This is a genomic window from Halobacillus sp. BAB-2008 (assembly GCF_000328325.1).
In the GTDB taxonomy this organism is placed as follows: Bacteria; Bacillota; Bacilli; order Bacillales; family Halobacillaceae; genus Halobacillus.
On record NZ_ANPF01000008.1, the window covers coordinates 26,139 to 47,855 of the forward strand.

General features: G+C 46.2%; 22 protein-coding genes and 2 tRNA genes. 21 read left to right on the top strand and 3 right to left on the bottom strand.

Annotation, left to right across the window (positions count from 1 at the left end; translation table 11 throughout):
• The first annotated feature begins 174 nt into the window (after nt 1-174).
• From spoVT to D479_RS03065, 8 genes are all read left to right on the top strand, one after another.
• A complete protein-coding gene (gene spoVT / locus D479_RS03030) occupies nt 175-711 on the top strand; it encodes a stage V sporulation protein T (RefSeq protein WP_008633491.1) in 537 nt (178 codons plus the stop codon).
• 94 nt (nt 712-805) lie between these two features.
• On the top strand, nt 806-2,386 hold the full coding sequence (locus D479_RS03035) for a polysaccharide biosynthesis protein (protein WP_008633493.1): 1,581 nt from the start codon (nt 806-808) through the stop codon (nt 2,384-2,386).
• Nucleotides 2,383-3,849, top strand: a complete 1,467-nt coding sequence (mazG, locus tag D479_RS03040) for a nucleoside triphosphate pyrophosphohydrolase (RefSeq protein ID WP_008633495.1) — start codon at nt 2,383-2,385, stop codon at nt 3,847-3,849. Before D479_RS03035 ends, mazG begins: the two co-directional genes overlap by 4 nt.
• Nucleotides 3,850-3,852: 3 nt before the next feature.
• On the top strand, nt 3,853-4,113 hold the full coding sequence (locus tag D479_RS03045) for an RNA-binding S4 domain-containing protein (RefSeq protein ID WP_008633497.1): 261 nt from the start codon (nt 3,853-3,855) through the stop codon (nt 4,111-4,113).
• Between the two features lie 103 nt (nt 4,114-4,216).
• The gene (gene yabP, locus D479_RS03050) at nt 4,217-4,519 is read left to right on the top strand and encodes a sporulation protein YabP (protein ID WP_008633500.1); all 303 of its coding nucleotides are present in this window, start codon (nt 4,217-4,219) and stop codon (nt 4,517-4,519) included.
• Nucleotides 4,516-5,106: a spore cortex biosynthesis protein YabQ gene (gene yabQ / locus D479_RS03055; RefSeq protein WP_008633502.1), complete on the top strand. Its 591-nt coding sequence runs from the start codon at nt 4,516-4,518 to the stop codon at nt 5,104-5,106. Before yabP ends, yabQ begins: the two co-directional genes overlap by 4 nt.
• Before the next feature lie 16 nt (nt 5,107-5,122).
• A complete protein-coding gene (locus D479_RS03060) occupies nt 5,123-5,506 on the top strand; it encodes a septum formation initiator family protein (RefSeq protein ID WP_008633504.1) in 384 nt (127 codons plus the stop codon).
• A 75-nt stretch (nt 5,507-5,581) separates the two neighbouring features.
• Nucleotides 5,582-5,968 (top strand): S1 domain-containing RNA-binding protein, encoded by a 387-nt coding sequence (locus tag D479_RS03065; protein WP_008633506.1) that lies wholly within the window; start codon nt 5,582-5,584, stop codon nt 5,966-5,968.
• Nucleotides 5,969-6,130: 162 nt separating this feature from the next.
• Here D479_RS03065 and D479_RS03070 read toward each other — a convergent pair.
• Nucleotides 6,131-6,202: transfer RNA gene (locus D479_RS03070), tRNA-Glu, on the bottom strand.
• A gap of 21 nt (nt 6,203-6,223) precedes the next feature.
• A tRNA-Met gene (locus tag D479_RS03075) sits at nt 6,224-6,300 on the bottom strand.
• A gap of 276 nt (nt 6,301-6,576) precedes the next feature.
• Between D479_RS03075 and spoIIE the strand changes: the two genes are divergently transcribed.
• Genes spoIIE through D479_RS03090 form a run of 3 tightly spaced genes read left to right on the top strand, consistent with a single transcriptional unit; the run spans nt 6,577 to nt 10,721 of the window.
• Complete coding sequence (spoIIE, locus tag D479_RS03080) at nt 6,577-9,018, top strand: stage II sporulation protein E (RefSeq protein WP_008633508.1); 2,442 nt, start codon at nt 6,577-6,579, stop codon at nt 9,016-9,018.
• A 31-nt stretch (nt 9,019-9,049) separates the two neighbouring features.
• The gene (locus D479_RS03085; protein ID WP_255358545.1) at nt 9,050-9,817 is read left to right on the top strand and encodes a VWA domain-containing protein; all 768 of its coding nucleotides are present in this window, start codon (nt 9,050-9,052) and stop codon (nt 9,815-9,817) included.
• On the top strand, nt 9,798-10,721 hold the full coding sequence (locus tag D479_RS03090) for a protein kinase (RefSeq protein WP_008633511.1): 924 nt from the start codon (nt 9,798-9,800) through the stop codon (nt 10,719-10,721). The genes D479_RS03085 and D479_RS03090 overlap by 20 nt, the downstream gene beginning before the upstream one ends.
• A 47-nt stretch (nt 10,722-10,768) precedes the next feature.
• Here the strand turns inward: D479_RS03090 and D479_RS20610 are convergent, their stop codons facing one another.
• Nucleotides 10,769-10,909 carry a hypothetical protein gene (locus tag D479_RS20610; protein ID WP_193743862.1) on the bottom strand — a complete coding sequence of 47 codons (141 nt, stop codon included), beginning with the start codon at nt 10,907-10,909 and terminating at the stop codon, nt 10,769-10,771.
• Between the two features lie 100 nt (nt 10,910-11,009).
• Between D479_RS20610 and tilS the strand changes: the two genes are divergently transcribed.
• The 10 genes from tilS to lysS all read left to right on the top strand — a co-directional run bounded on the left by tilS (nt 11,010) and on the right by lysS (nt 21,352).
• Entirely contained in the window at nt 11,010-12,197 is a 1,188-nt protein-coding gene (gene tilS, locus D479_RS21155) for a tRNA lysidine(34) synthetase TilS (RefSeq protein WP_277422397.1), read from the top strand.
• Nucleotides 12,198-12,208: 11 nt separating this feature from the next.
• The gene (hpt, locus tag D479_RS03100; RefSeq protein ID WP_008633516.1) at nt 12,209-12,748 is read left to right on the top strand and encodes a hypoxanthine phosphoribosyltransferase; all 540 of its coding nucleotides are present in this window, start codon (nt 12,209-12,211) and stop codon (nt 12,746-12,748) included.
• Between the two features lie 117 nt (nt 12,749-12,865).
• Complete coding sequence (gene ftsH, locus D479_RS03105) at nt 12,866-14,908, top strand: ATP-dependent zinc metalloprotease FtsH (RefSeq protein ID WP_008633518.1); 2,043 nt, start codon at nt 12,866-12,868, stop codon at nt 14,906-14,908.
• A 128-nt stretch (nt 14,909-15,036) separates the two neighbouring features.
• Nucleotides 15,037-15,828 carry a type III pantothenate kinase gene (locus D479_RS03110; RefSeq protein ID WP_008633519.1) on the top strand — a complete coding sequence of 264 codons (792 nt, stop codon included), beginning with the start codon at nt 15,037-15,039 and terminating at the stop codon, nt 15,826-15,828.
• Nucleotides 15,829-15,833: 5 nt separating this feature from the next.
• A complete protein-coding gene (hslO, locus tag D479_RS03115) occupies nt 15,834-16,718 on the top strand; it encodes an Hsp33 family molecular chaperone HslO (RefSeq protein ID WP_008633523.1) in 885 nt (294 codons plus the stop codon).
• Nucleotides 16,719-16,932: 214 nt separating this feature from the next.
• Entirely contained in the window at nt 16,933-17,859 is a 927-nt protein-coding gene (gene cysK, locus D479_RS03120) for a cysteine synthase A (protein ID WP_008633525.1), read from the top strand.
• A 180-nt stretch (nt 17,860-18,039) separates the two neighbouring features.
• Nucleotides 18,040-18,810 carry a dihydropteroate synthase gene (folP, locus tag D479_RS03125; protein WP_081594773.1) on the top strand — a complete coding sequence of 257 codons (771 nt, stop codon included), beginning with the start codon at nt 18,040-18,042 and terminating at the stop codon, nt 18,808-18,810.
• The gene (gene folB / locus D479_RS03130; RefSeq protein ID WP_008633527.1) at nt 18,803-19,168 is read left to right on the top strand and encodes a dihydroneopterin aldolase; all 366 of its coding nucleotides are present in this window, start codon (nt 18,803-18,805) and stop codon (nt 19,166-19,168) included. Before folP ends, folB begins: the two co-directional genes overlap by 8 nt.
• The gene (gene folK / locus D479_RS03135; RefSeq protein WP_008633528.1) at nt 19,165-19,665 is read left to right on the top strand and encodes a 2-amino-4-hydroxy-6-hydroxymethyldihydropteridine diphosphokinase; all 501 of its coding nucleotides are present in this window, start codon (nt 19,165-19,167) and stop codon (nt 19,663-19,665) included. The genes folB and folK overlap by 4 nt, the downstream gene beginning before the upstream one ends.
• Nucleotides 19,666-19,867: 202 nt before the next feature.
• Nucleotides 19,868-21,352, top strand: a complete 1,485-nt coding sequence (gene lysS, locus D479_RS03140) for a lysine--tRNA ligase (RefSeq protein WP_008633529.1) — start codon at nt 19,868-19,870, stop codon at nt 21,350-21,352.
• Nucleotides 21,353-21,717 lie beyond the last annotated feature (365 nt).

Genomic DNA, 21,717 nt, shown 5'->3' on the forward strand with positions numbered 1-21,717 from the left:
CCCACTTATCCCATGGAAAGTGGGGGTTTTTACATAATTTATTTAAAAAACCATACCAAGGGTGCATAGGTTTTTTCTGCTGAATCATACTATCCTTAATCACCCGCTCATTCTGCTTGCGCTTCAACAGGAGAAAGAATGGAATTCATCATAGAAAAGGAGGCAGCATAAAGGATGAAAGCAACTGGTATAGTACGCCGTATCGATGATTTAGGACGTGTAGTTATTCCGAAAGAGATCCGCCGCACATTGAGGATTCGTGAAGGGGATCCTTTAGAAATTTTCGTTGACCGTGAAGGAGAAGTTATTCTTAAGAAGTATTCGCCGATTAGTGAGCTGGGTGATTTCGCTAAGGAATACGCGGAAGCGCTGAGTGAATCGTTGGAATCTCCTGTCTTGATCTGCGACCGGGATGAGTTTATAGCCGTGGCCGGAGGCGTGAAGAAGGAGTACATGAATCGCTCGATTGGGAGTAAAGTCGAAGAAATTATGGATACCAGAACGATGTCTTTTGAAAAGCATCCGGATCCGGTTGAGTTTGTCCAAGGGCAGGAAGAAGACGTTATTTCCTACATTATTTATCCTATCATCGCCCAGGGAGACCCGATTGGATGTGTGATTGCCTTTAATAAAGAAGGATCACCAATGGAGGAAAGTATGACAAAAGCGCTGCAGACAGCTGCCAGCTTTCTGGCGAAACAAATGGAGTAGTGAACAGGGTCAGGTCCGAGCGGGTTAAGGGATCTGACCTTTTCATATGGTATAATGAAAGCTTCGAATATACATAAGAAAGAAAGGTTTCGCAATGACTCATACACGTTCCAACTCCTTTCTAAAAGGAGCTTTCATCTTAACTCTCGCCGGTTTGATCAGCAAAGTCATCAGTGCAGGTTACAGAATTCCTCTTCAAAATTTGACGGGAGATATCGGTTTTTATATTTATCAGCAGGTTTACCCTATTCTTGGTGTTGCACTTCTGCTGGGACTCTATGGATTTCCTGCGGCTATTTCTGTATTAGTTGCTGAAAAAGGAGAACGGCCGCTGTCGATTCCTTCCTTCTATCTTCCGGTTTTTGGGTACATGTCGGGTTTGTGTCTGTTGATTTTTAGTGCGGGTTATTTAATGGCATCTGATCTCGCTTCGGTGATGGGCGATACGCGCCTGGTTTCCGCGCTGCGCGCATCTTTTGCCGTATTCCTGCTTGTTCCTTTTGCAGCTATCTTCCGGGGCGTCTTTCAAGGGCGGGGGAACATGGGGCCCACGGCGATTTCGCAAATTACAGAACAGCTCTTGCGGGTAGGGCTTATTCTCGCTGCCGCTATTTCTGTAATGAGGGGCGGAGAAGTGTACCGGATCGGGCTTGGTGCCGCCGCTGGATCCATGCTTGGTGCCTTTGGTGCTGCGGTGCTTCTGTACGTATGGTTTAGAAAGACCCCTTCCTTTTGGACGTGGGAGCGTTCTTCGGTCGACCCGAAGATGGGGAGGAGGATCCTGCTCAACGGGATTTTCATCTGTTTGAATTATATGTTATTGATATCTCTTCAGCTCATAGATGCGTTTACCATGATACCTGGTCTAATGGACAACGGATTCAGTGTAACGGAAGCCCGGGAGGCAAAAGGGGTCTTTGACCGCGGCCAGCCGCTCGTTCAGTTAGGGACGGTCCTTGCATCTTCCCTTGCACTCGCTGTTCTGCCGTCCATCAATCGAAAACGATGGGAGAAAGAAAAAAGCGCGGTAGAAAGGGATGCGTTTCGGGCAGTAAAATTTACTCTCATAATCGCTGCAGGCGCAGCAGTGGGACTGATGTATCTGTTTCGGGACATCAACATTTCCTTCTTTCGGGATGAAGCAGGAACCGGTCCACTCCGAGTGTTTATGTTTGTTATCATTTTCAGTTCGTTGATCATCACCCTGTCCTCTATCCTGCAGGGGCTGGGATATATGAGACAGACAGCTGGGATCCTGGTGATAGGGGTAGTTGTGAAGACGCTTGGCAACTTAGTGTGGATACCTGCGTTCGGTGTCTATGGCACAGCGGTTTCATCCATAATAGCTGTTGCTTTCGTTTTAGTGGGAAATATCGTACTCTTAAGGCAAGAGATCCCATGGAGGAAATGGTTCGCATTACCTTGGCGGGCTGTCTTTGTTTCTGCTTCCGGGATGGTTGTCGGTCTGTGGATTATTGATGCCGTTTTACCATATGTGAATATATCAGGAAGCCGTATCTGGCTGTTATTATTTGTGCTTGTGAGAGTAGGTGTCGGTGCTGCTCTTTACTTATTGCTCCTGCTTAAGTGCGGATGTTTCACAAGAGTGGAAGTGGCCGCACTGCCGGCCCGGAGATGGTTGATGAAATTGTTGCCGAAAGGAATGAAAGAATGAACACGATTAGAGTAATCGGGCTTGGTGCTGCGGAATTGAATCAGCTCCCGCTCGGAATTTACCGTGCGTTGATCCATGCCGAATCACCGGTTTATATGAGGACGAAAGAACACCCGGTCGTCCACGAATTGGAGAAGGAGGGGCTGGCATTTCGCAGCTTTGATGATGTATATGAGTCTCATCAGCAGTTTGGGGATGTCTACAAGGAAATCGTAGACAGGTTGGTCGAGGCATCCGCAGAAGGGGATCTTCTCTATGTGGTACCTGGACATCCAATGCTTGCAGAACGAACGACTCAGCTCCTTTTGGAGAAAAGGGAAGCGGGAATCATCGCTGTAGAAATACTGGGGGGACAGAGTTACCTGGATGCTACCTTTTCGGCACTGGAAATCGATCCTGTAGAAGGATTTCAATTTCTGGATGCCACTGCTTTGAAGCGGGAAGAACTGCAATATTTAAATCACATTATTCTCTGCCAGGTCTACGACAGTATGATTGCATCAGAAGTGAAACTGACGCTGCTGGAAGACCTGCCTGCCAGTCATCCCGTGACGGTGGTAACGGCGGCGGGAAGCTCTGCAGAGAAGCTTACGACTGTACCTCTGGAGGAACTGGACCGCCATGTGGAAGTAGACAACCTTACGAGTGTCTATGTTCCTCCTCTGGAGAGGGAGCGCCTTAACCATCAATTCTTCCGCCTCCGGGAAGTGATCCGCATTTTAAGAAGTCCGGAAGGTTGTCCTTGGGACAGGAAGCAGACGCACGAATCTCTGCGCAAATATATGATTGAAGAAGCATATGAATTTATAGACGCGGTTAATCGTGTGGATGATGAGAATATGATTGAAGAGCTCGGAGATGTCCTGCTTCAAGTCATGCTTCACAGTCAAATTGGAGAAGATGAAGGATTTTTCACAATCGATGACGTAATTATATCCATAACGGATAAAATGATCCGTCGTCATCCTCATGTATTCGCTGATGAGGAAGCTCGGGATGCGGAGGAAGTGTTGACCAACTGGGAAGCAATCAAACAGGAAGAGAAGGGAGCGGCTCCTGCCTCTATTCTGGATAGTGTCCCGGAGAGCTTCCCTGGATTGCTGCAGGCACAAGAGCTACAGAAGAAAGCCGCCAAGGTTGGATTCGACTGGGATTCGGCGGAACCCGTAATAGAGAAGGTGAACGAAGAATGGGCGGAATTCCTCGAAGCGCGTGATGCCGGGGATGAAGTAGAGATGGAGAAGGAATTCGGTGATTGGTTGTTTGCAATCGCTAATCTGGCGAGGCATTACAAGATAAGTGGGGAGAATGCTCTTCAAAGAACCAACCGCAAGTTCCGGACGAGGCTGTCATTAATGGAAACAGCGGCTGGTCAGCAGGGGCGTAAGCTGGAAGACTACGATCTTGATTCGCTGGAAGCATTGTGGGTAGAAGCGAAAGCAAAAAATAAAGGAGCGGAATAACAGATGCGTTTAGATAAATTCTTGAAGATTTCCAGGTTGATCAAGCGGCGTACACTGGCTAAAGAAGTAGCGGATCAAGGCAGAATCAGCATCAATGGATCTCAAAGCAAGGCAGCAAGCAACGTAGCCGTCGGCGATGAATTGACGATCCAGTTCGGTCAGAAAATCTTGACCATTGAAGTGAAGTCTCTCAAGGAAAACGTAACAAAGGATGAAGCGACGACACTTTATGAAATTAAGAAAGAAGAACCGGTGAAACAATAATGCTGTTCTTATCCCGCTGTCCATGAGGACGGCGGGTTTTTCTTCTTGTTCTATTCGCCTGTTTCTTTTCATAGGTTGTACTAGAGAAGGAGGGTGTGAATCAATGGAAGGTTACGATAAGAACAATGGTATGCGCACACAGCAGGCAGAACATAATGTGAAGGTTTGGAACCGGAGAAATATAGAAATCACTGGTGTGAAAGAAGTGGACAGCTTCGACAGCGAGGAGTTCTTACTTCAGACATCCATGGGATACCTCGTCGTCCGCGGGCAGAATCTACAAATGAAGAATCTCGATTTGGACTCCGGTGTGGTGGCCATCAAGGGTAAAATGCATGAGATGACATACCTGGACGAACACCAAGGGGAGAAAGCTAAAGGACTATTTAGCAAGCTCTTCAAATGACGCTCACGGTACAGTTCATCACCATCCTCTCTATGATTGTGGGAGGGATGGGGGTGGGAGCCTCCATGGACACATTCGAGCGCATCTTCGGCCGACGTAATAAACGCGCGTGGCGGGAGGTTTTTTATCAGCTTGGTTTCTGGTTCGTTCAGGCGGTATTTTTGTTTTATTTGCTGTACCTGGCTAACTATGGTGAGCTTAGAGTCTATGTGTTCCTGGCGATTCTCTGTGGATTTTCCGCCTATCGTGCATTGTTTCAGAAGGTTTACTTAAGAGCGCTTGAAGCTTGGATCCGCTTATGGCTCGGAATTTGGAATGCTGTGAAAAAGCTGGTGTACTATGTGCTTTTCCTTCCATCGAAATCCATCATTTTCCTTATTATTTCTTTACTTCTTGGCGTTTATAAGATACTTTTAAAGGGTATCATTCTATTGTTTCTTGTCATATTTTATCCGATCCGGTTAATTTTACGAGTGATTTGGCGACTTGTGCCGAAAAACATGAAAAATTACTTAAGGAAAACAGCAGGTTTTTTGGATAAAATAAAGAATACATGGAACAAGTGGATAAAACGATTAAAGAGGTAAAGGAGGCAGAGCCTGCATGGCAAAGAGACAGTCGGAGTCAGTAGCACGCATGGATTCTACATACATGAAGCACTACGATGCTTACATGGACAGACACCAGCGTAAGAAGAAACGCTTGATTCGTCGTCTTGTTATGTTTGCCTTGTTAGTGACGGTCGTTGCCGGCTCCATGGGTGTGTATCACTGGAAACAGCAATCCGTGTATGCCGAAAAGAACGAACAGTACGAACAACTTCAGCAAGAGATGGCCGCTTTGAAAAAAGAGGAAAATGGGCTGGAACAGGAGATCGAGCTGTTAAATGATGAAGATTATGTTCTGCAGATAGCCAGAACGAACTATTTCTTCTCCAAAGAAGGCGAAATTATCTTTAAAATGCCTAATGAGGACCCGTCTTATTGACACTCTTTTCAAAGCTTATATATAATATGTAGGAACGATACTTTTATCGAAAACTTAAGGAGGAGCATTTTTTTTATGTCAATTGAAGTAGGCAGCAAGCTGCAGGGTAAGGTAACGGGAATCACTAATTTCGGAGCTTTCGTCGAGCTTCCAGATGGTAAGACGGGTCTAGTTCACATTAGTGAAGTTGCCGACAACTATGTCAAAGACATTAATGAGCACTTGAGCCAGGGCGACCAGGTGGAAGTGAAAGTCATTAATGTTGGAGATGACGGTAAGATCGGCCTTTCCATAAAAAAGGCAAAAGAGAACCAGAATCGTCGTCCGCCAAAACCTCGTAAACCGGTAGAGTCTTTTGAACAGAAGATGAACCGTTTTATCAAGGATAGCGACGAGCGTTTAGCATCACTGAAAAAGCACACGGAATCCAAACGTGGAGGTCGAGGTGCTAAAAGAGGATAGCTTGCTGTCTAGGACAATGAGTAAAAGGTGCGCGTCTTCATAACTTATAGAAAAAGCAGATCCGATGGCGGATCTGCTTTTTTGCTGCTTATCTTTCTATGCGAAAGAAAAAAGCACGTCTCCATAGGGAGACGTGCTTTTTTAGGACAAGAATGCTTTCGATGACCCGTACGGGATTCGAACCCGTGTTACCGCCGTGAAAGGGCGGTGTCTTAACCGCTTGACCAACGGGCCTTTATGTATTTGAAAAAATAATGGTAGCGGCGGAGGGAATCGAACCCACGACCTCACGGGTATGAACCGTACGCTCTAGCCAGCTGAGCTACACCGCCATATTTTTAAATAGTTATCTCAAAGGCACAAGAAATATAGTACACCATGATAAAAAAAGTGTCAACAACAAATAAAAATATCAGATAAGTCTGTCTATTTCGCTAGGGAATGAAGGAGGTTTATGGGGGAGAAGGGGGTTGGACCTGAGACATTTTGTAGAAACTCCATCCGTTCGTGGGAAAACCATCGAAGTTTTTGTTTCTGCTCTCCTGTTGTTTTGACAAAATGCTTGTTCTTGCTGTGGTTTAATAGGTTTCACAAAGGAGTGGTGATAGATGTTGAGTACTGTATCAAAACGGGAAAGTCGTCAGGCTGTTCGAGGATCAGGAATTGTACAAGGTTTACAGAAGGTTTCTTTCGGAACGTTCTCCTTCATGGCGAACAAAGGCGTGTTCCACATGCTTCTTGCACTACTACTGGGACGAGCGATTATATTATCGTCCATGGCCCCTTTCGGTGTTGCGTTCCTGGCCGTGATCTGGTGGTTGAAGCGGCCGCTGGTTATACCGGTCACCATTATGATGGCTGCTGGAGCTTCTACATACAGCTACAGTCATGCGGGGTTTATCGTCGGAGCGTCGCTGGCTTTTTTGCTCTTAAGTCTGGGAGTGCGCAAAACAAGTCACCCCCAGAGATGGCTGCCGGCACTCGCCTTGATTGCCAGTCTCATACCAAGGACCGTCAGTCTGGCACTGCTCGATCGCTGGCAGCTTTACGAAATTACATTAATGGCGGCAGAAGGGGTATTGAGCTTCATCCTTGTACTAATCTTTATGCAGAGTCTTCCGATTTTAACACCACAAAGATATCAACCTACGTTAAAGAATGAAGAGATTGTTTGTTTGATCATATTGTTAGCTTCTGTATTGACAGGCATGATCGGTTGGCAGATTCAAGGGGTAGCAGTTGTGGATATATTTGCACGGTACTTAGTTGTTTTGTTGGCCTATATCGCGGGGGCGGCGATCGGGTCGACGGTAGGAGTCGTGACAGGACTCGTATTAAGTTTGTCTAACATGGATCATATCTATCAAATGAGCCTGCTTGCATTCTCGGGCTTGCTGGGTGGTTTATTGAAAGAAGGGAAGAAGCTGGGGGTGAGTGCTGGGCTCATCGTCGGCACCCTTCTTATCGGCTTTTATATGAACAGTGGGGCAGGTCTGCCGTCTTCTCTGTGGGCGTCTGCGTGGGCGGTGGCTTTGTTTATATTGACTCCGAATTCATGGGTGACACAATTATCGAAATACATTCCGGGAACGGAAGAACATCATTCAGAGCAGCAAAAATATTTGCAGAAGGTTAGAGATGTGACGGCTGTACGCGTCGGAAAGTTTTCCGACGTATTTCAGGCGTTATCGAAGAGTTTTACATTGGAACAGCCGAAAGTAGACGAAGGACAAGCGGAGGAGGTCGATTATTTTCTCAGTCATGTAACGGAGAAAACGTGTCAGTCGTGCTTTAAGAAGGAGAAATGCTGGGTGAGTAAGTTCGACGACACCCATGATTTAATGACTGATCTGATGCATGAGCTGGATGAGAAGGGGGAACCGAGCCGGCTCTTAAGGAAAAATGTAGACCAGCACTGTGTGAAATCACAGAAGCTGATCGATACGATGAATCATGAATTATCTTTCTATCATGCTAATAAGCAGCTGAAGCGGCAGGTGATGGAGAGCCGCAAATTCGTAGCGGAGCAGCTGCAGGGTGTATCAGAGGTCATGAATAATTTCGCCAAAGAGATTGTAAAGGAGCGGGAGCAGCACGAACATAAAGAACAGATCATTTATCATGCACTGGAACGAATGGGGATGATTATTCAGAAACTTGAAATCTACTCGCTTGATGAAGGAAACATGGACTTGGAGTTAATTGTAGAAATTGAGAATTACCGCGGAGAAGGATCCAAGATCATTGCGCCGGTATTGTCCGATATCTTAGGGGAGACGATTGTTGTGACGATGGAGGAGATTTCTCCTTATCCGAACGGCCGGTGTTATTTATCTTTTGGTTCGGCAAAGCATTATTCGATTGAATCAGGCGTCGCACACGCGGCAAAAGGAGGAGGGTTCATATCCGGTGACAGTTACACCATGATGGAATTGGGCAGAGGGAAATATGCCCTTGCAATCAGTGATGGGATGGGGAATGGGGAGCGGGCACATGAAGAAAGTATGGAAACGCTCCGGCTGCTGAAACAAATTCTGCAGTCAGGGATTCAGGAGTCTGTCGCGATCCAGTCCATTAATTCCATTCTATCTCTACGTACGAATGATGAAATCTTCTCTACTCTCGATTTAGCGGTGATCGACCTGCATAAGGCGACATCCAAATTTATTAAGGTAGGAAGCACACCGAGCTTTATCAAACGAGGCGGGCAGATCCTTACTGTGGAGTCAGGAAACCTGCCAATGGGAATTATCCCGGAAGTCGACGTCGATATGACGAGTGAACAATTGAAAGCGGGAGATTTCCTTATCATGATGAGCGACGGGATTTTGGAAGGTCCGAAACAGCTGGATGATGTGGAATTGTGGCTCAAGCATCGGATCAAAGGTATAACAGAGAAAGACCCGCAGATTATCGCGGATCTTTTATTAGAAGAAGTTATTCGCGCCCAAGCAGGAACGATCGATGATGATATGACGATTATCGTCGCCAGAATTGATCGGTATATGCCGGAGTGGTCCTCCATTCCAGCAGAGAAAAAAGAGGCGTGATTTAGTATATATTTCCTCCGTTTCGGCGAAGCTGAGAGCAACGAAACAGGAGGGATCCAACATGAAACCAGGCCGACTGAAGCAGATTCTTTTATTAACGGATGGTTGCTCAAACCACGGAGAAGACCCGATTGCTGTAGCAGCACTTGCCAGGAATCAGGGCATAACGGTCAATGTGATTGGCGTTCTTGACGATCGTCAGAACGGACAACCTCAGGGGCTTGAGGAAGTAGAGTCCATTGCAGAGGCGGGTGGAGGCGTCAGTCAAATTGTTTATCAACAAAGTTTGTCCCAAACCGTGCAGATGGTGACGAGACAAGCCATGACCCAAACGATACAAGGAGTCGTTAATAAAGAATTGCAGGAGATCCTCGGAAAGAGCCAGACGATTGAGGAATTACCTCCGGAACAGCGGGGGGAAGTCGTGGAGGTGGTGGATGAGCTTGGAGAAAGTTGTGATTTGGAAGTTCTCGTGCTTGTCGACACGAGTGCAAGCATGCATCACAAGCTGCCGACGGTCAAAGATGCATTGTATGACTTATCCTTAAGTTTGAATGCAAGAACCGGATCGAATCAGTTCAGCGTCTACACGTTCCCTGATCCGAAGCGAACCATCAAACGCATGGTGGATTGGACGCCGGAACTAGGGGAAATCAACGGCATTTTCTCCAAATTGAACAGTGGAGGGTACACACCGACTGGACCTGCACTGAAAGAGGCGATCTATGCGTTTGCCGAAAAGCCATTATTCCGTACGATGCGAGATGAGGTCGATCCTTATGAAGAAACAGGTAATTAATCTTCAACCTGGAGCGAAGGTGACAGGAAAGTGGAATGGAAAAACCTACACAATCATCCGAGAGCTGGGCTCGGGTGCTTGTGGTACGGTTTTTTTGTGCCGGAATGAAAATGGGCGCAAGTACGCCTTGAAGGCGGGAGAGGACAGCTCGCGCATGATGATGGAAGTGAATATGCTGAAGAAGTTCAGCAAGGTCCAAGGGGTCAAGCTTGGGCCTTCTTTTGTTGACGTCGATGATTGGACAAGAATAGGCGGAAAGGCTATGCCTTTCTATGTCATGGAATATATAGACGGAATTCCTTTAGAACAATTCCTTAAAGGAAAGACGAAAGACTGGATCGGTATATGTACACTGCAGCTTCTCAGTGATTTGGATCATCTCCATCAGGCAGGCTATGTATTTGGCGATTTAAAAACGGATAACCTCCTTATGTCCGCTTCCAAAGTTCGTTGGATCGATGTAGGAGGTGTGACAGCATTGGGAAGAGCGATCAAGGAGTACACCGAGTTTTATGACAGGGGGTACTGGGGGATGGGATCGAGAAGGGCGGAACCATCTTACGACCTCTTCGCTGTAACGATGATTATGATGGAGATGGCGTACCCGAAGCGGTTCGAACGAGGCTCCAGTCCAAAGAAGACACTGGAACATAAGCTGCAGCAGTCAGATCTTCTAAAACCATATCGGCGTTTCATACAAGACTGTTGGAGAGGCAGATACATTAATTCCCGGGAAATGAAGCAGGCTCTTTCTGGCGTATTGATGAGCAGCAAGAAAGCTCAAAACAACCAGACACGTTATGTCAGACGAAAGAAAGAGGATATGGAAACAAAGGAGTGGACCGTATTTTCCCTCGTATCTGCTCTTCTTTTCGGGGTGTCGATAATAAGTTTCTTTATTTAGTGGGTATTCTTTTGCAGATAGATCGAAGAGTGATACGATAGGATTAGTTAGATTGAAATTACAGACAGGAGGTACATGTCATGGATCGCAATGTTCGTGCATTCATCACGAAACATCAGTTGATACAGCCTCACCAAGTGGTGTTGGCAGCTGTATCGGGCGGTCCGGATTCTCTGGCACTTCTGCACTTCTTGAATCTCCTGCGTGAGGACATCCCTTTCCGGCTGACGGCGCTTTCGGTTGACCATGGCCTGCGAGGGGTGSCAGTCTCAGGAGGACCTCTTGTTCGTGGAGCGTATATGCAGGGAGTGGGAAATCGAATTTGTCGGAACTTCCGTGGATGTACAAACGTACAAAGAATGGACAGGGAAAGGAACCCAGGAAGCGGCGCGAGATTTACGCTATCGTTTTTTCGAGGAGATGATGGAAGCACATGATGCCGATGTGCTTGCTACAGGGCATCACGGGGATGATCAGGCAGAAACGATGGTTATGCAGATGGTCAGGGGTGCAAGGCCGGAAGCACTCCAGGGGATGCCGCTTGAGCGGCCTTTCAGTACGGGAAGAATTATCCGCCCGCTCCTGGGAGTATCCAAACAGGATATTGCCGCTTATCTGGATAGGCACGGTATCGAGGCGAAGCACGATCCTTCAAACGAACAGACGGATTATACACGGAATGCTTTTCGTAAGTATGTATTGCCCTTCATGAAAGAGCAGAACCCGAAGCTGCATGAACACATGCAGGCGTGGAGTGAGAGGGCGAGGGAAGAGAGAACGTACATAAGGAAACAGGCCGAAGAAGTGCTGAAAACCGTACATTTTTCTACAAATGTTGAGAAATTCGTACAATTGTCTGTGCGAACATTCAAAACCTTCCCGCCAGCTTTACAAAGGACTGCCTTTCATCTAATATTGAACTATCTGTATGTGAAGCAGACCGAAGACATATCTTACCTGCATGAAGATCTGTTTCTAGACCTGTTAAAAGGTGAAAAATCAAACGTAATGCTGGACTTCCCGGGCGGTTTGAAAGTTGTCCGTGCCTATGATGAAGTCACGCTCTCTTTCCAAAAGAAAAGCGGATCAGCCCCCTATCGGTTCCAGCTGGAACCCGGCGGGCATGTCGTTACACCCGACGGCTCGGTGGTGGAGGCGGAGTGGACAGAAACGTTGGATACTAAAGGTCATACTATGTACATATGTGATACCGCTCACGTAGAGCTGCCGTTAATCGTCCGTTCCAGGAAGAATGGAGATCGGATCAGGTTGAAAGGAATGGACGGATCGAAAAAGGTAAAAGATATTTTTATCGATCAGAAGGTTCCTGCTGCATTGCGTGATTCCTGGCCGATTGTTACGGACCAGACTGGAAAGATCATATGGGTGGCAGGTCTAAGAGGAAGCGGGACTCCCGTAGACCCTTCATCAGGTACATGGCTTCGGTTACATTATAAAAACAAAGCAGACACGTAGGAGGAGCAATCATGCATAACGACATTGAAAAGGTCTTGATTTCCGAAGAGGAGATTCAGGAGAAGTGTAAAGAATTGGGAGCCCAATTGACAGAGGAATATAACGGGCGCTTTCCGCTGGCAATCGGAGTGCTGAAGGGTGCAACCCCATTCCTGACAGACCTTTTGAAACGTGTAGAAACGCATCTGGAAATGGACTTTATGGATGTTTCCAGTTATCACGGAGGTATGGAATCTTCCGGAGAAGTCAAGATTGTAAAAGACTTGGACACGAAAGTGGAAGGTCGCGACATCTTGATCGTTGAGGATATTATCGACAGTGGAAGAACACTTGCTTACTTAGTGGACCTGTTTAAGTACCGCAAAGCCAAATCCATTAAAATTGTAACGTTACTGGACAAACCGACCGGCCGAAGTGCTGACATTAAGGCGGATACAGTAGGGTTCCGTGTTCCTGATGAGTTTGTCGTAGGATACGGATTGGATTACCAGGAGAAATACCGCAATCTTCCATATGTAGGTGTCTTGAAGCCGGAAGTCTATGGCGGCTGATCGTAGTAGTTTTTCGCAGAGCGTCAACTCTTTGTCATCAAGGGTAATTAGTTGTATCGTCCGTTTTTTGTATGGTAGTATTTACTATAGTTTTTCTCGTTTGGGAGGAGGTAGGCAATGAACCGGATATTTCGTAACACCTTATTTTATTTACTTATCTTCCTCGTTGTAATCGGCGTAGTCGGTCTATTCCGAGGGCAAGGTGATGCGCAACAAGAGTTAAATGTCAATGAGTTTTACGATAAATTGAATAACGGTGATATTGAGGAGATGACGATCCAGCCTGTCAATGGGGTGTTTCGTGTCAGTGGTCAGTTAGAAGGTGCGGCTGAAGGGGAAGGATCCTTCACTGCTAACATCCCTGCTAACGATGAAGTGATTTCGAACATTACACAGACGGCTCAGGAACAAAGTGTTCTGAATGTGGAAGAAGAAGAGCAGCCTAGTGCATGGGTGACATTCTTGACCTCCATTATTCCGTTCATCATTATCTTCATCTTATTCTTCTTCTTGCTTAATCAGGCTCAGGGCGGCGGAAGCCGTGTTATGAACTTCGGTAAGAGCAAGGCGAAGATGTATTCCGAAGAGAAGAAAAAAGTACGATTTAAAGACGTTGCCGGAGCAGATGAAGAGAAGCAGGAGCTTGTAGAGGTCGTAGACTTCTTGAAAGACCCTCGCAAATTCTCTGCTGTCGGAGCGCGTATTCCTAAAGGGGTTCTATTAGTGGGGCCTCCTGGTACTGGTAAGACATTGCTGGCCCGTGCTGTTGCAGGGGAAGCGGGAGTGCCGTTCTTCTCTATCAGTGGTTCTGATTTTGTTGAAATGTTTGTCGGTGTCGGTGCTTCCCGTGTTCGTGACTTGTTCGAGAATGCGAAGAAGAACGCACCTGGTATCATCTTCATCGATGAGATCGATGCAGTCGGTCGTCAGCGTGGAGCAGGTCTTGGTGGAGGTCACGATGAACGTGAACAGACACTGAACCAGCTTCTTGTAGAGATGGATGGTTTCGGCGTGAACGAAGGAATTATCATCATCGCGGCTACCAACAGACCTGATATTCTGGACCCTGCACTACTGCGTCCAGGTCGTTTCGACCGTCAGATTACGGTAGATCGTCCGGATGTCAAAGGTCGGGAAGCAGTCTTGGGCGTTCATGCGAAGAACAAGCCGTTGGCTGAAAATGTCGACTTGAAGACGATTGCATTGCGTACACCGGGATTCTCAGGTGCAGACCTTGAGAACCTCTTGAACGAAGCAGCTCTTGTAGCTGCCCGTGGAGATAAGAAACAGGTTGATATGGATGATGTCGATGAAGCGATCGATCGCGTCATTGCAGGACCTGCTAAGAAGAGCCGTGTCATTTCCAAGAAAGAACGTGACATCGTTGCTCACCATGAAAGTGGTCACACGGTAATCGGTATGGTGCTTGATGATGCCGATATGGTTCACAAAGTTACCATCGTTCCTCGTGGCCAAGCCGGCGGTTATGCCGTAATGCTTCCGAAAGAAGATCGTTACTTCATGACGAAGCCGGAACTGTTCGATAAGATTACAGGTTTGCTGGGTGGACGTGTTGCTGAGGAAATCATTTTCGGTGAAGTGAGTACAGGTGCTCATAACGACTTCCAGCGTGCGACTAACATCGCTCGTAAGATGGTTACCGAGTACGGAATGAGCGAGAAACTCGGTCCGCTTCAGTTCGGTTCCAATTCAGGCGGTCAAGTATTCTTGGGCCGTGATATCCAAAATGAACAGAACTATAGTGATCAAATCGCTTATGAAATCGATCAGGAAGTTAAAAACTTCATTGAATATTGCTATGACCGTGCGAAGACGATTCTTACCGAGAACAAGGATAAGTTGGAGTTAATCGCGCAGACATTGTTGGATATTGAGACGCTTGATGCTGTCCAAATCCGTTCCCTTTTCGACAAAGGGCGTTTACCTACGGATGAAGAACTGGAAGCACTTGCACAGGAAAACAATGCGAAGATAAAAAATAACACCTCTTCTGTTGATGAGGACGTACGCGTCAACATCCAGTCTAAAGATGAGGAAAATGTACAGGAAACAGATACCGTGAAAGAGGAAAAAGAAGCAGACACAGCGGAGCAAGAGGGAGATAACCATTCCCCTGATTCCGAAGACCGTCGTTCTTAATCTGATTTAACCAGGCCACACCAGCTCATGACCCGAGCGGTGTGGCTTTTCCTGTGCCGCAGAAGCGCGCGGGAACCGTTGTTGTGATATGATGGTAGCCGAAGGAAACGATGCGGGAGGCTATACGTATGAATTTTGTCCTTGATGTGGGAAATACCAATACAGTACTAGGTGTATTCGAAGGGGATACATTAAAATATCAGTGGAGGATCAAGACGGATCGTCATAAAACAGAAGATGAATTCGGAATGCTCATCAAGTCTTTGTTCGATCATGAAGGTCTTCGCTTTGAAGATATGGACGGAGTCATTATTTCTTCTGTTGTTCCGCCCATAATGTTTGCACTGGAGCGCATGTCTCGTTATTATTTTAAAAAGCAGCCGATGATCATCGGAGATGGTCATGTGGATCACGGCCTTGAGATGAAATACCCGAACCCGGAAGAGATCGGAGCGGATCGGGTCGTGAATGCTGTCGGTGCAAAAGACGAATATGATCTGCCGCTGGTCATCATTGATTTCGGAACGGCAACGACGTATTGTTACATTAATGCGGAAGGGGAATATTTGGGAGGGGCTATTGCCCCGGGAATAAATATTTCCATGGAGGCATTGTATGCCAAGGCTGCCAAGCTTCCTAAGATCGAAATTAAGAAACCGGAACAAGTCATCGGCCAAAGCACAGTTGAAGCAATGCAGTCCGGTGTGTTTTATGGGTATGTCGGTCAAGTGGATGAAGTGGTAAGGCGGATGAAGGAAACAGCGGAACAAACCCCTACGGTAATCGCAACGGGAGGTCTAGCCAACTTAATTGCGGGTCAGTCCCGGACGATCGACCATGTAGATCCTTATCTGACTTTGAAAGGTCTGCATAAGATATATCAGCGCAACAAAGAAAAAGAAGTATTTAAAGGAGAATGATCAGCATGTCCGATTATTTAGTGCGTGCAATAGCTTTTGACGGTCAGGTCAGAGCGTTTGCAGTTAAGTCTACAGATACAGTGGAAGAAGCAAGACGCAGGCAGGACACGTGGGCGACGACATCTGCCGCGCTGGGAAGAACGCTGACAGTCAGTTCCATGATGGGTGCTATGCTCAAAGGGGAAGACAAACTGACCGTTAAAGTAGAAGGAGACGGCCCGGCTGGACCAATCGTCGCAGATGCCAATGCCAAAGGAGAAGTCCGTGGATATATTAAAAATCCACATGTCGATTTCGATTTGAATGAAAAAGGAAAGCTGGATGTGCGCCGTGCGGTCGGTACATCCGGTACATTGAGTATCGTTAAGGATCTGGGGATGAAAGATCACTTCACCGGTCAGGTTCCTATTGTTTCCGGTGAAATCAGTGAGGACTTCACGTATTACTTTGCAACATCGGAACAAGTTCCTTCTGCTGTAGGCGCTGGAGTATTAGTGAATACAGACCACACCATCCTTGCTTCGGGCGGCTTTATTATTCAAATGATGCCTGGGGCGGATGAAGAGACAACGAGTTTGATTGAGAAACGACTGTCGGAAATGCCGGCAATCTCTTCTCTAGTGCGTGATGGGAAATCACCGGAAGAAATTCTGTATGCCCTTCTAGGGGAAGAAAATGTACGTGTGTTGGATTCGATGCCGATTAAATTCCAATGTCACTGCTCAAGAGAGCGTGTCGAAATGGCGCTTTCAAGTCTTGGTAACGAAGAAATTGAACGTATGATTGAGGAAGATAAAGGAGCCGAAGCGAAGTGTCATTTTTGTAATGAGGAATATCACTTCGGCGTGGACGAATTAGAAGCATTGAAATCAACGTCTTCTGATTCATAATTCGTACCGGAGAATATTAAGTTTGAAATGGCGGGTGATTGTGATCCGCCATTTCTTTTATTATAAGGAGAAGCGCTCCTTATGGACCATGCAATGCAGTTTGACTCAAAGGAAAAATAAGTCGAAATAATGATTGAAATGTTTGACAATTGACGATTTTTTAAGTACATTAGGTTTAAATCCTATAAAAATACTTGGTTTTAGGAGTGAATGTATGAGAATCGTAAATAATGTTACAGAGTTGGTTGGACAAACGCCTTTAGTTAAATTGAACGGAAGCGCAGATGCAGACAGTGCAGACGTTTACTTGAAGCTTGAGTACATGAATCCCGGGAGTTCCGTGAAAGACCGGATTGCCCTTTCTATGATAGAAGAGGCCGAGAAGGCCGGACGTCTGAAAGCTGGAGATACCATCGTCGAACCGACAAGCGGTAATACTGGTATCGGTCTTGCGATGATCGCTGCAGCTAAAGGTTACAAAGCAATTCTGGTTATGCCTGATACGATGAGTCAAGAACGTCGTAACTTACTGCGTGCGTATGGTGCGGATCTTGTTCTCACTCCTGGTAGTGATGGAATGAAGGGCGCGATTAAAAAAGCGGCAGAACTGGAAGAGAAGCACGGTTATTTCATGCCGCAACAATTCAATAACGAAGCAAATCCACTTGTTCATGAAAGAACGACAGGACCGGAAATCGTGGAGCAGATGGGCGATCAGTTGGATGCCTTTGTTGCAGGGATTGGTACTGGAGGAACAATCACCGGAGCTGGTAAAGTACTCAAGGAAAAATATCCGGATATTAAGATTTATGCTATTGAACCGGAAGAGTCTCCGGTATTGTCCGGAGGGAGTCCGGGGCCGCACAAGATTCAGGGAATCGGAGCAGGTTTTGTTCCCGGCATCTTGGACACAGAAGTTTATGATGAAGTGGTCACTGTGTCGAAGGATGATTCGTTTGCTGCAGCAAGAGATGCTGCAAGGAAAGATGGAATCCTTGGCGGAATCTCTTCCGGAGCTGCGATTCACGTAGCCAAACAAGTGGCGAAGAAGCTTGGTAAAGGGAAAAAAGTCGTAGCGATTATTCCGAGTAATGGGGAGCGCTACCTGTCTACACCACTTTATCAATTCGACGAAGAGTAAATAATGGGAACTGCACTCCTTTTGAAGGGGTGCAGTTTTTTTATATAAGAAGTTCCTGATAGAAATTAAAAAATGTTGTAAGATAGGGGAAGAAATTATTTGGAAACGAGGGAATCAAGCGTGGCTTTTACATTAGAGACACCTCAGAAGACATTTACGTTGAATGAACGGACACATGTTATGGGAATATTGAATGTAACCCCGGACTCCTTTTCGGACGGGGGACTATACAATGATATGGATGATGCTGTAAGACAAGCAGTCAGAATGGAAGAAGCCGGTGCGGATATTATTGATATAGGGGGCGAATCCACACGCCCAGGGCATGCGCCTGTTTCAGAAGAAGAAGAACTGGCACGGGTGTTGCCGATTATTAAAGCTGTTACTCGCGCTGTGCATATTCCGGTCTCTATTGATACGTATAAGGCGGAAGTGGCTAAACAGGCAGTAGAAGCAGGGGCCTCCATTATTAATGATGTATGGGGCGCAAAGAAAGAACCGGAAATTGCCGACGTTGCTGCCCGCTATGATGTACCGATTATCCTTATGCATAACCGTACAGACAAAACGTACGGATCCTTAATCGAAGATATGAAATCAGATTTGAAACAGAGTGTGGCCATCGCGAAGGAAGCGGGCGTAAAAGACCACCAGATTATTCTTGATCCAGGTATCGGTTTCGCCAAAACGCAGGAAGATAATCTTGTAGTCATGCGTCATTTAAATGACTTTCACGAGCTGGGTTATCCGATTCTTCTTGCCACATCAAGAAAGTCTTTTATTGGAACGGTGCTGGATCTTCCGAAGGATCAACGCATGGAGGGAACTGGTGCAACGGTTTGTTTTGGGATCTCGCAAGGCGTACATATGGTACGTGTCCATGATGTAGAGCCAATAGTGAAAATGACGAAGATGATGGATGCTATGATAGGAGTGAAGAAGAATGGATAAAATTTATCTTAATCAAATGGAGTTCTGGGGATATCACGGCCTTTTTCCGGAAGAAAATAAATTGGGACAGCGATTTTATGTCGACCTGCAGCTGGAATTGGACTTGAAACCGGCATCGACCAGTGATGATATGACCAAATCTATAGACTACGGCGCTGTTTATGAAGTGACGAAGAAGGTTGTGGAAGGGGAGGCATATCGTTTGGTCGAGACGCTGGTAGAGAAAATAGCTGCGGAACTCTTTCTCTCTTTCGACCTGTTAGAAGCATGTACGGTCAAAGGGTACAAACCGGACCCGCCGATCCCGGGGCATTATGACTCTGTTGCTGTTGAGATTCACAGGAGCCGCCATTCATGAGAAATATCGCCTTCATTGCATTAGGATCCAATATTAATACAAGAGAAGAGTTCCTTCAGGACGCGCTGACTCTCCTGGATGAACACGCATCGATTCAAATTACTAATAAGTCCGCCGTCTATGAAACTGCCCCTGTGGGGTACACGGATCAAGCGGACTTTCTTAATATGGTCATCCGAGTGGAAACAGATCTTGCTCCTTCTCCCTTATTGGCATACTGCCAGGTGATAGAAGAAGAATTGGGCAGAAGGAGAGTAGTGAAATGGGGGCCGAGGACGATCGATCTTGACATTTTGTTGTATAATCAGGAAGGTGTGAACGAGGAACACTTGAAGATTCCTCATCCATATATGCAAGATCGGGCCTTTGTGATGGTTCCTCTCGTAGATATCAGCTGCGATGTTGTTCTTCCTCATTTAAACCGCAAGGCTCAGGATGTGCTGGAGCGAATTCCGGAGGCAGAACGCGCAGAGGTGAAAAGGTGGGGGAATCTTTGAGAGTTACAGTCATAAACAGCAGCTCGGGGTGGAAGGATACATTTTCCGGAAACCGTGTTTGCGCTTTTCGTGCCTCTTGAATCGTTGACACGACCATAGGACTTTTTTATACTAAATCTTAGTTAGATACTGCCAGTCCAATACTGGCAGTTTTTATTATTGTAACGGAGTTAACCTAAAGATAAAGAATGGAGTGATCATAATGGCGGAAGAACTAAATGAACATATGCGGGTGCGGCGCGATAAGATGGATACACACCGTGAGAAAGGGATGGATCCTTTCGGTGACAAATTCGAACGTACCGATTCTGCTCAAGAACTTATAGAGAAATACGACCAGTTTACGAAAGATGAATTGGAAGAGAAACAGCTTCCTGCTACTATAGCGGGCCGTATTATGACGAAACGCGGAAAAGGAAAAGCTGGATTTACTCATATCCAGGATCTTTCCGGTCAAATCCAACTGTATGTCCGTAAAGATGAAATCGGTGATGAAGCGTACGACGTTTTCAAAGCGGCCGATCTTGGAGATATCGTAGGTGTCAGCGGCGTTATGTTCAAAACGAACGTAGGAGAGCTTTCGGTAAAAGCTAGTGAGTTCCAACTACTGACTAAGTCACTTCGTCCATTGCCGGAGAAGTTTCATGGTCTGCAGGACGTGGAACAGCGTTACCGTCAACGTTATCTTGATCTCATTACCAACCCGGAAAGCCGCGATACATTCGTGCTGCGCAGTAAGATCATCCAGTCTATGCGCCGGTACTTAGACGGCCTCGGCTTCTTGGAAGTGGAAACACCACTTATGCACGGGATTGCAGGTGGTGCATCGGCACGTCCATTCATCACGCACCATAATGCCTTGGACATGCAGCTGTACATGCGTATCGCTATCGAACTTCATCTGAAGCGTCTAATCGTGGGAGGATTGGAGAAGGTATATGAGATCGGTCGAGTTTTCCGTAATGAAGGGGTGTCTACCCGCCATAACCCGGAATTTACAATGATCGAGTTATATGAGGCTTATGCGGATTACCAGGATATCATGGCTCTTACTGAAAATATGGTTGCTCACATAGCGAAAGAAGTGCTGGGAACGACTAAAGTGATGTACAACGATGAAGAGATTGACCTGGAGCCTGAATGGGCACGTCTGCATATGGTCGACGCTATTAAAGAATATACTGGCGTAGATTTCTGGGAACAGATGTCTGATGAACGTGCGAAAGAACTTGCTGAAGAGCATGGTATTGAGATTAAAGATACGATGACTTTCGGTCATATTGTAAATGAATTCTTTGAGCAGCGTGTAGAAGAGAAATTGATTCAGCCGACCTTTATCTACGGGCATCCGATCGAAATCTCACCGTTGGCTAAGAAGAACCGTGAAGATGAACGCTTCACGGATCGCTTCGAATTGTTTATTGTAGGAAGGGAGCACGCGAATGCTTTCTCCGAGTTGAATGATCCAATCGATCAGCGCCAGCGCTTTGAAGCTCAATTGAAAGAAAGAGAAGAAGGTAACGATGAAGCACACATGATGGATGAGGACTTCTTGGAGGCATTGGAATATGGTATGCCGCCTACAGGAGGACTTGGTATCGGAGTCGACCGCCTTGTTATGCTGTTGACGAACTCCCCGTCTATTCGTGATGTACTGCTGTTCCCTCAAATGAGAAACAAAGAATAAAGGAAGATGGAATTACAAATCTAAGCCCCCGTTTTCAGCGGGGGCTTTTCTTATATACAGGGTAAATTATCTGAATTATTTTATTACAAAAATACGCTTGATAAGGTTTAATATCCATGATATATTATTACTTGTCGCGTTAAGAGAGCGGCGCACCGCACAGAACTTAACGAAACAAAATATAAAAAAGTTGTTGACGGAAATGAAACAACATGTTATATTAGTTAAGTCGCTGTTAAGCGGCAAACAACATTTTGATCTTTGAAAACTGAACGAACCAACCAGTACGTCAAACATTCTTTCTATTATATAGAGAGAATTCAAACAAGCACATTCGGTGTGCAAAATGAGCAAGTCAAACACTT

Excerpts from the sequence above, each read along its gene's own strand:
- cysK (WP_008633525.1), top strand. The coding sequence starts at position 16,933 with ATGAGAATCGTAAATAATGTTACAGAGTTGGTTGGACAAACGCCTTTA.
- yabQ (WP_008633502.1), top strand. The coding sequence starts at position 4,516 with ATGACGCTCACGGTACAGTTCATCACCATCCTCTCTATGATTGTGGGA.
- spoVT (WP_008633491.1), top strand. The coding sequence starts at position 175 with ATGAAAGCAACTGGTATAGTACGCCGTATCGATGATTTAGGACGTGTA.
- D479_RS03090 (WP_008633511.1), top strand. The coding sequence starts at position 9,798 with ATGAAGAAACAGGTAATTAATCTTCAACCTGGAGCGAAGGTGACAGGA.
- D479_RS03045 (WP_008633497.1), top strand. The coding sequence starts at position 3,853 with ATGCGTTTAGATAAATTCTTGAAGATTTCCAGGTTGATCAAGCGGCGT.
- D479_RS03110 (WP_008633519.1), top strand. The coding sequence starts at position 15,037 with ATGAATTTTGTCCTTGATGTGGGAAATACCAATACAGTACTAGGTGTA.
- mazG (WP_008633495.1), top strand. The coding sequence starts at position 2,383 with ATGAACACGATTAGAGTAATCGGGCTTGGTGCTGCGGAATTGAATCAG.
- lysS (WP_008633529.1), top strand. The coding sequence starts at position 19,868 with ATGGCGGAAGAACTAAATGAACATATGCGGGTGCGGCGCGATAAGATG.
- spoIIE (WP_008633508.1), top strand. The coding sequence starts at position 6,577 with ATGTTGAGTACTGTATCAAAACGGGAAAGTCGTCAGGCTGTTCGAGGA.
- hslO (WP_008633523.1), top strand. The coding sequence starts at position 15,834 with ATGTCCGATTATTTAGTGCGTGCAATAGCTTTTGACGGTCAGGTCAGA.
- ftsH (WP_008633518.1), top strand. The coding sequence starts at position 12,866 with ATGAACCGGATATTTCGTAACACCTTATTTTATTTACTTATCTTCCTC.
- D479_RS03035 (WP_008633493.1), top strand. The coding sequence starts at position 806 with ATGACTCATACACGTTCCAACTCCTTTCTAAAAGGAGCTTTCATCTTA.
- D479_RS03065 (WP_008633506.1), top strand. The coding sequence starts at position 5,582 with ATGTCAATTGAAGTAGGCAGCAAGCTGCAGGGTAAGGTAACGGGAATC.
- yabP (WP_008633500.1), top strand. The coding sequence starts at position 4,217 with ATGGAAGGTTACGATAAGAACAATGGTATGCGCACACAGCAGGCAGAA.
- D479_RS03060 (WP_008633504.1), top strand. The coding sequence starts at position 5,123 with ATGGCAAAGAGACAGTCGGAGTCAGTAGCACGCATGGATTCTACATAC.
- folB (WP_008633527.1), top strand. The coding sequence starts at position 18,803 with ATGGATAAAATTTATCTTAATCAAATGGAGTTCTGGGGATATCACGGC.
- folK (WP_008633528.1), top strand. The coding sequence starts at position 19,165 with ATGAGAAATATCGCCTTCATTGCATTAGGATCCAATATTAATACAAGA.
- hpt (WP_008633516.1), top strand. The coding sequence starts at position 12,209 with ATGCATAACGACATTGAAAAGGTCTTGATTTCCGAAGAGGAGATTCAG.
- folP (WP_081594773.1), top strand. The coding sequence starts at position 18,040 with ATGGGAATATTGAATGTAACCCCGGACTCCTTTTCGGACGGGGGACTA.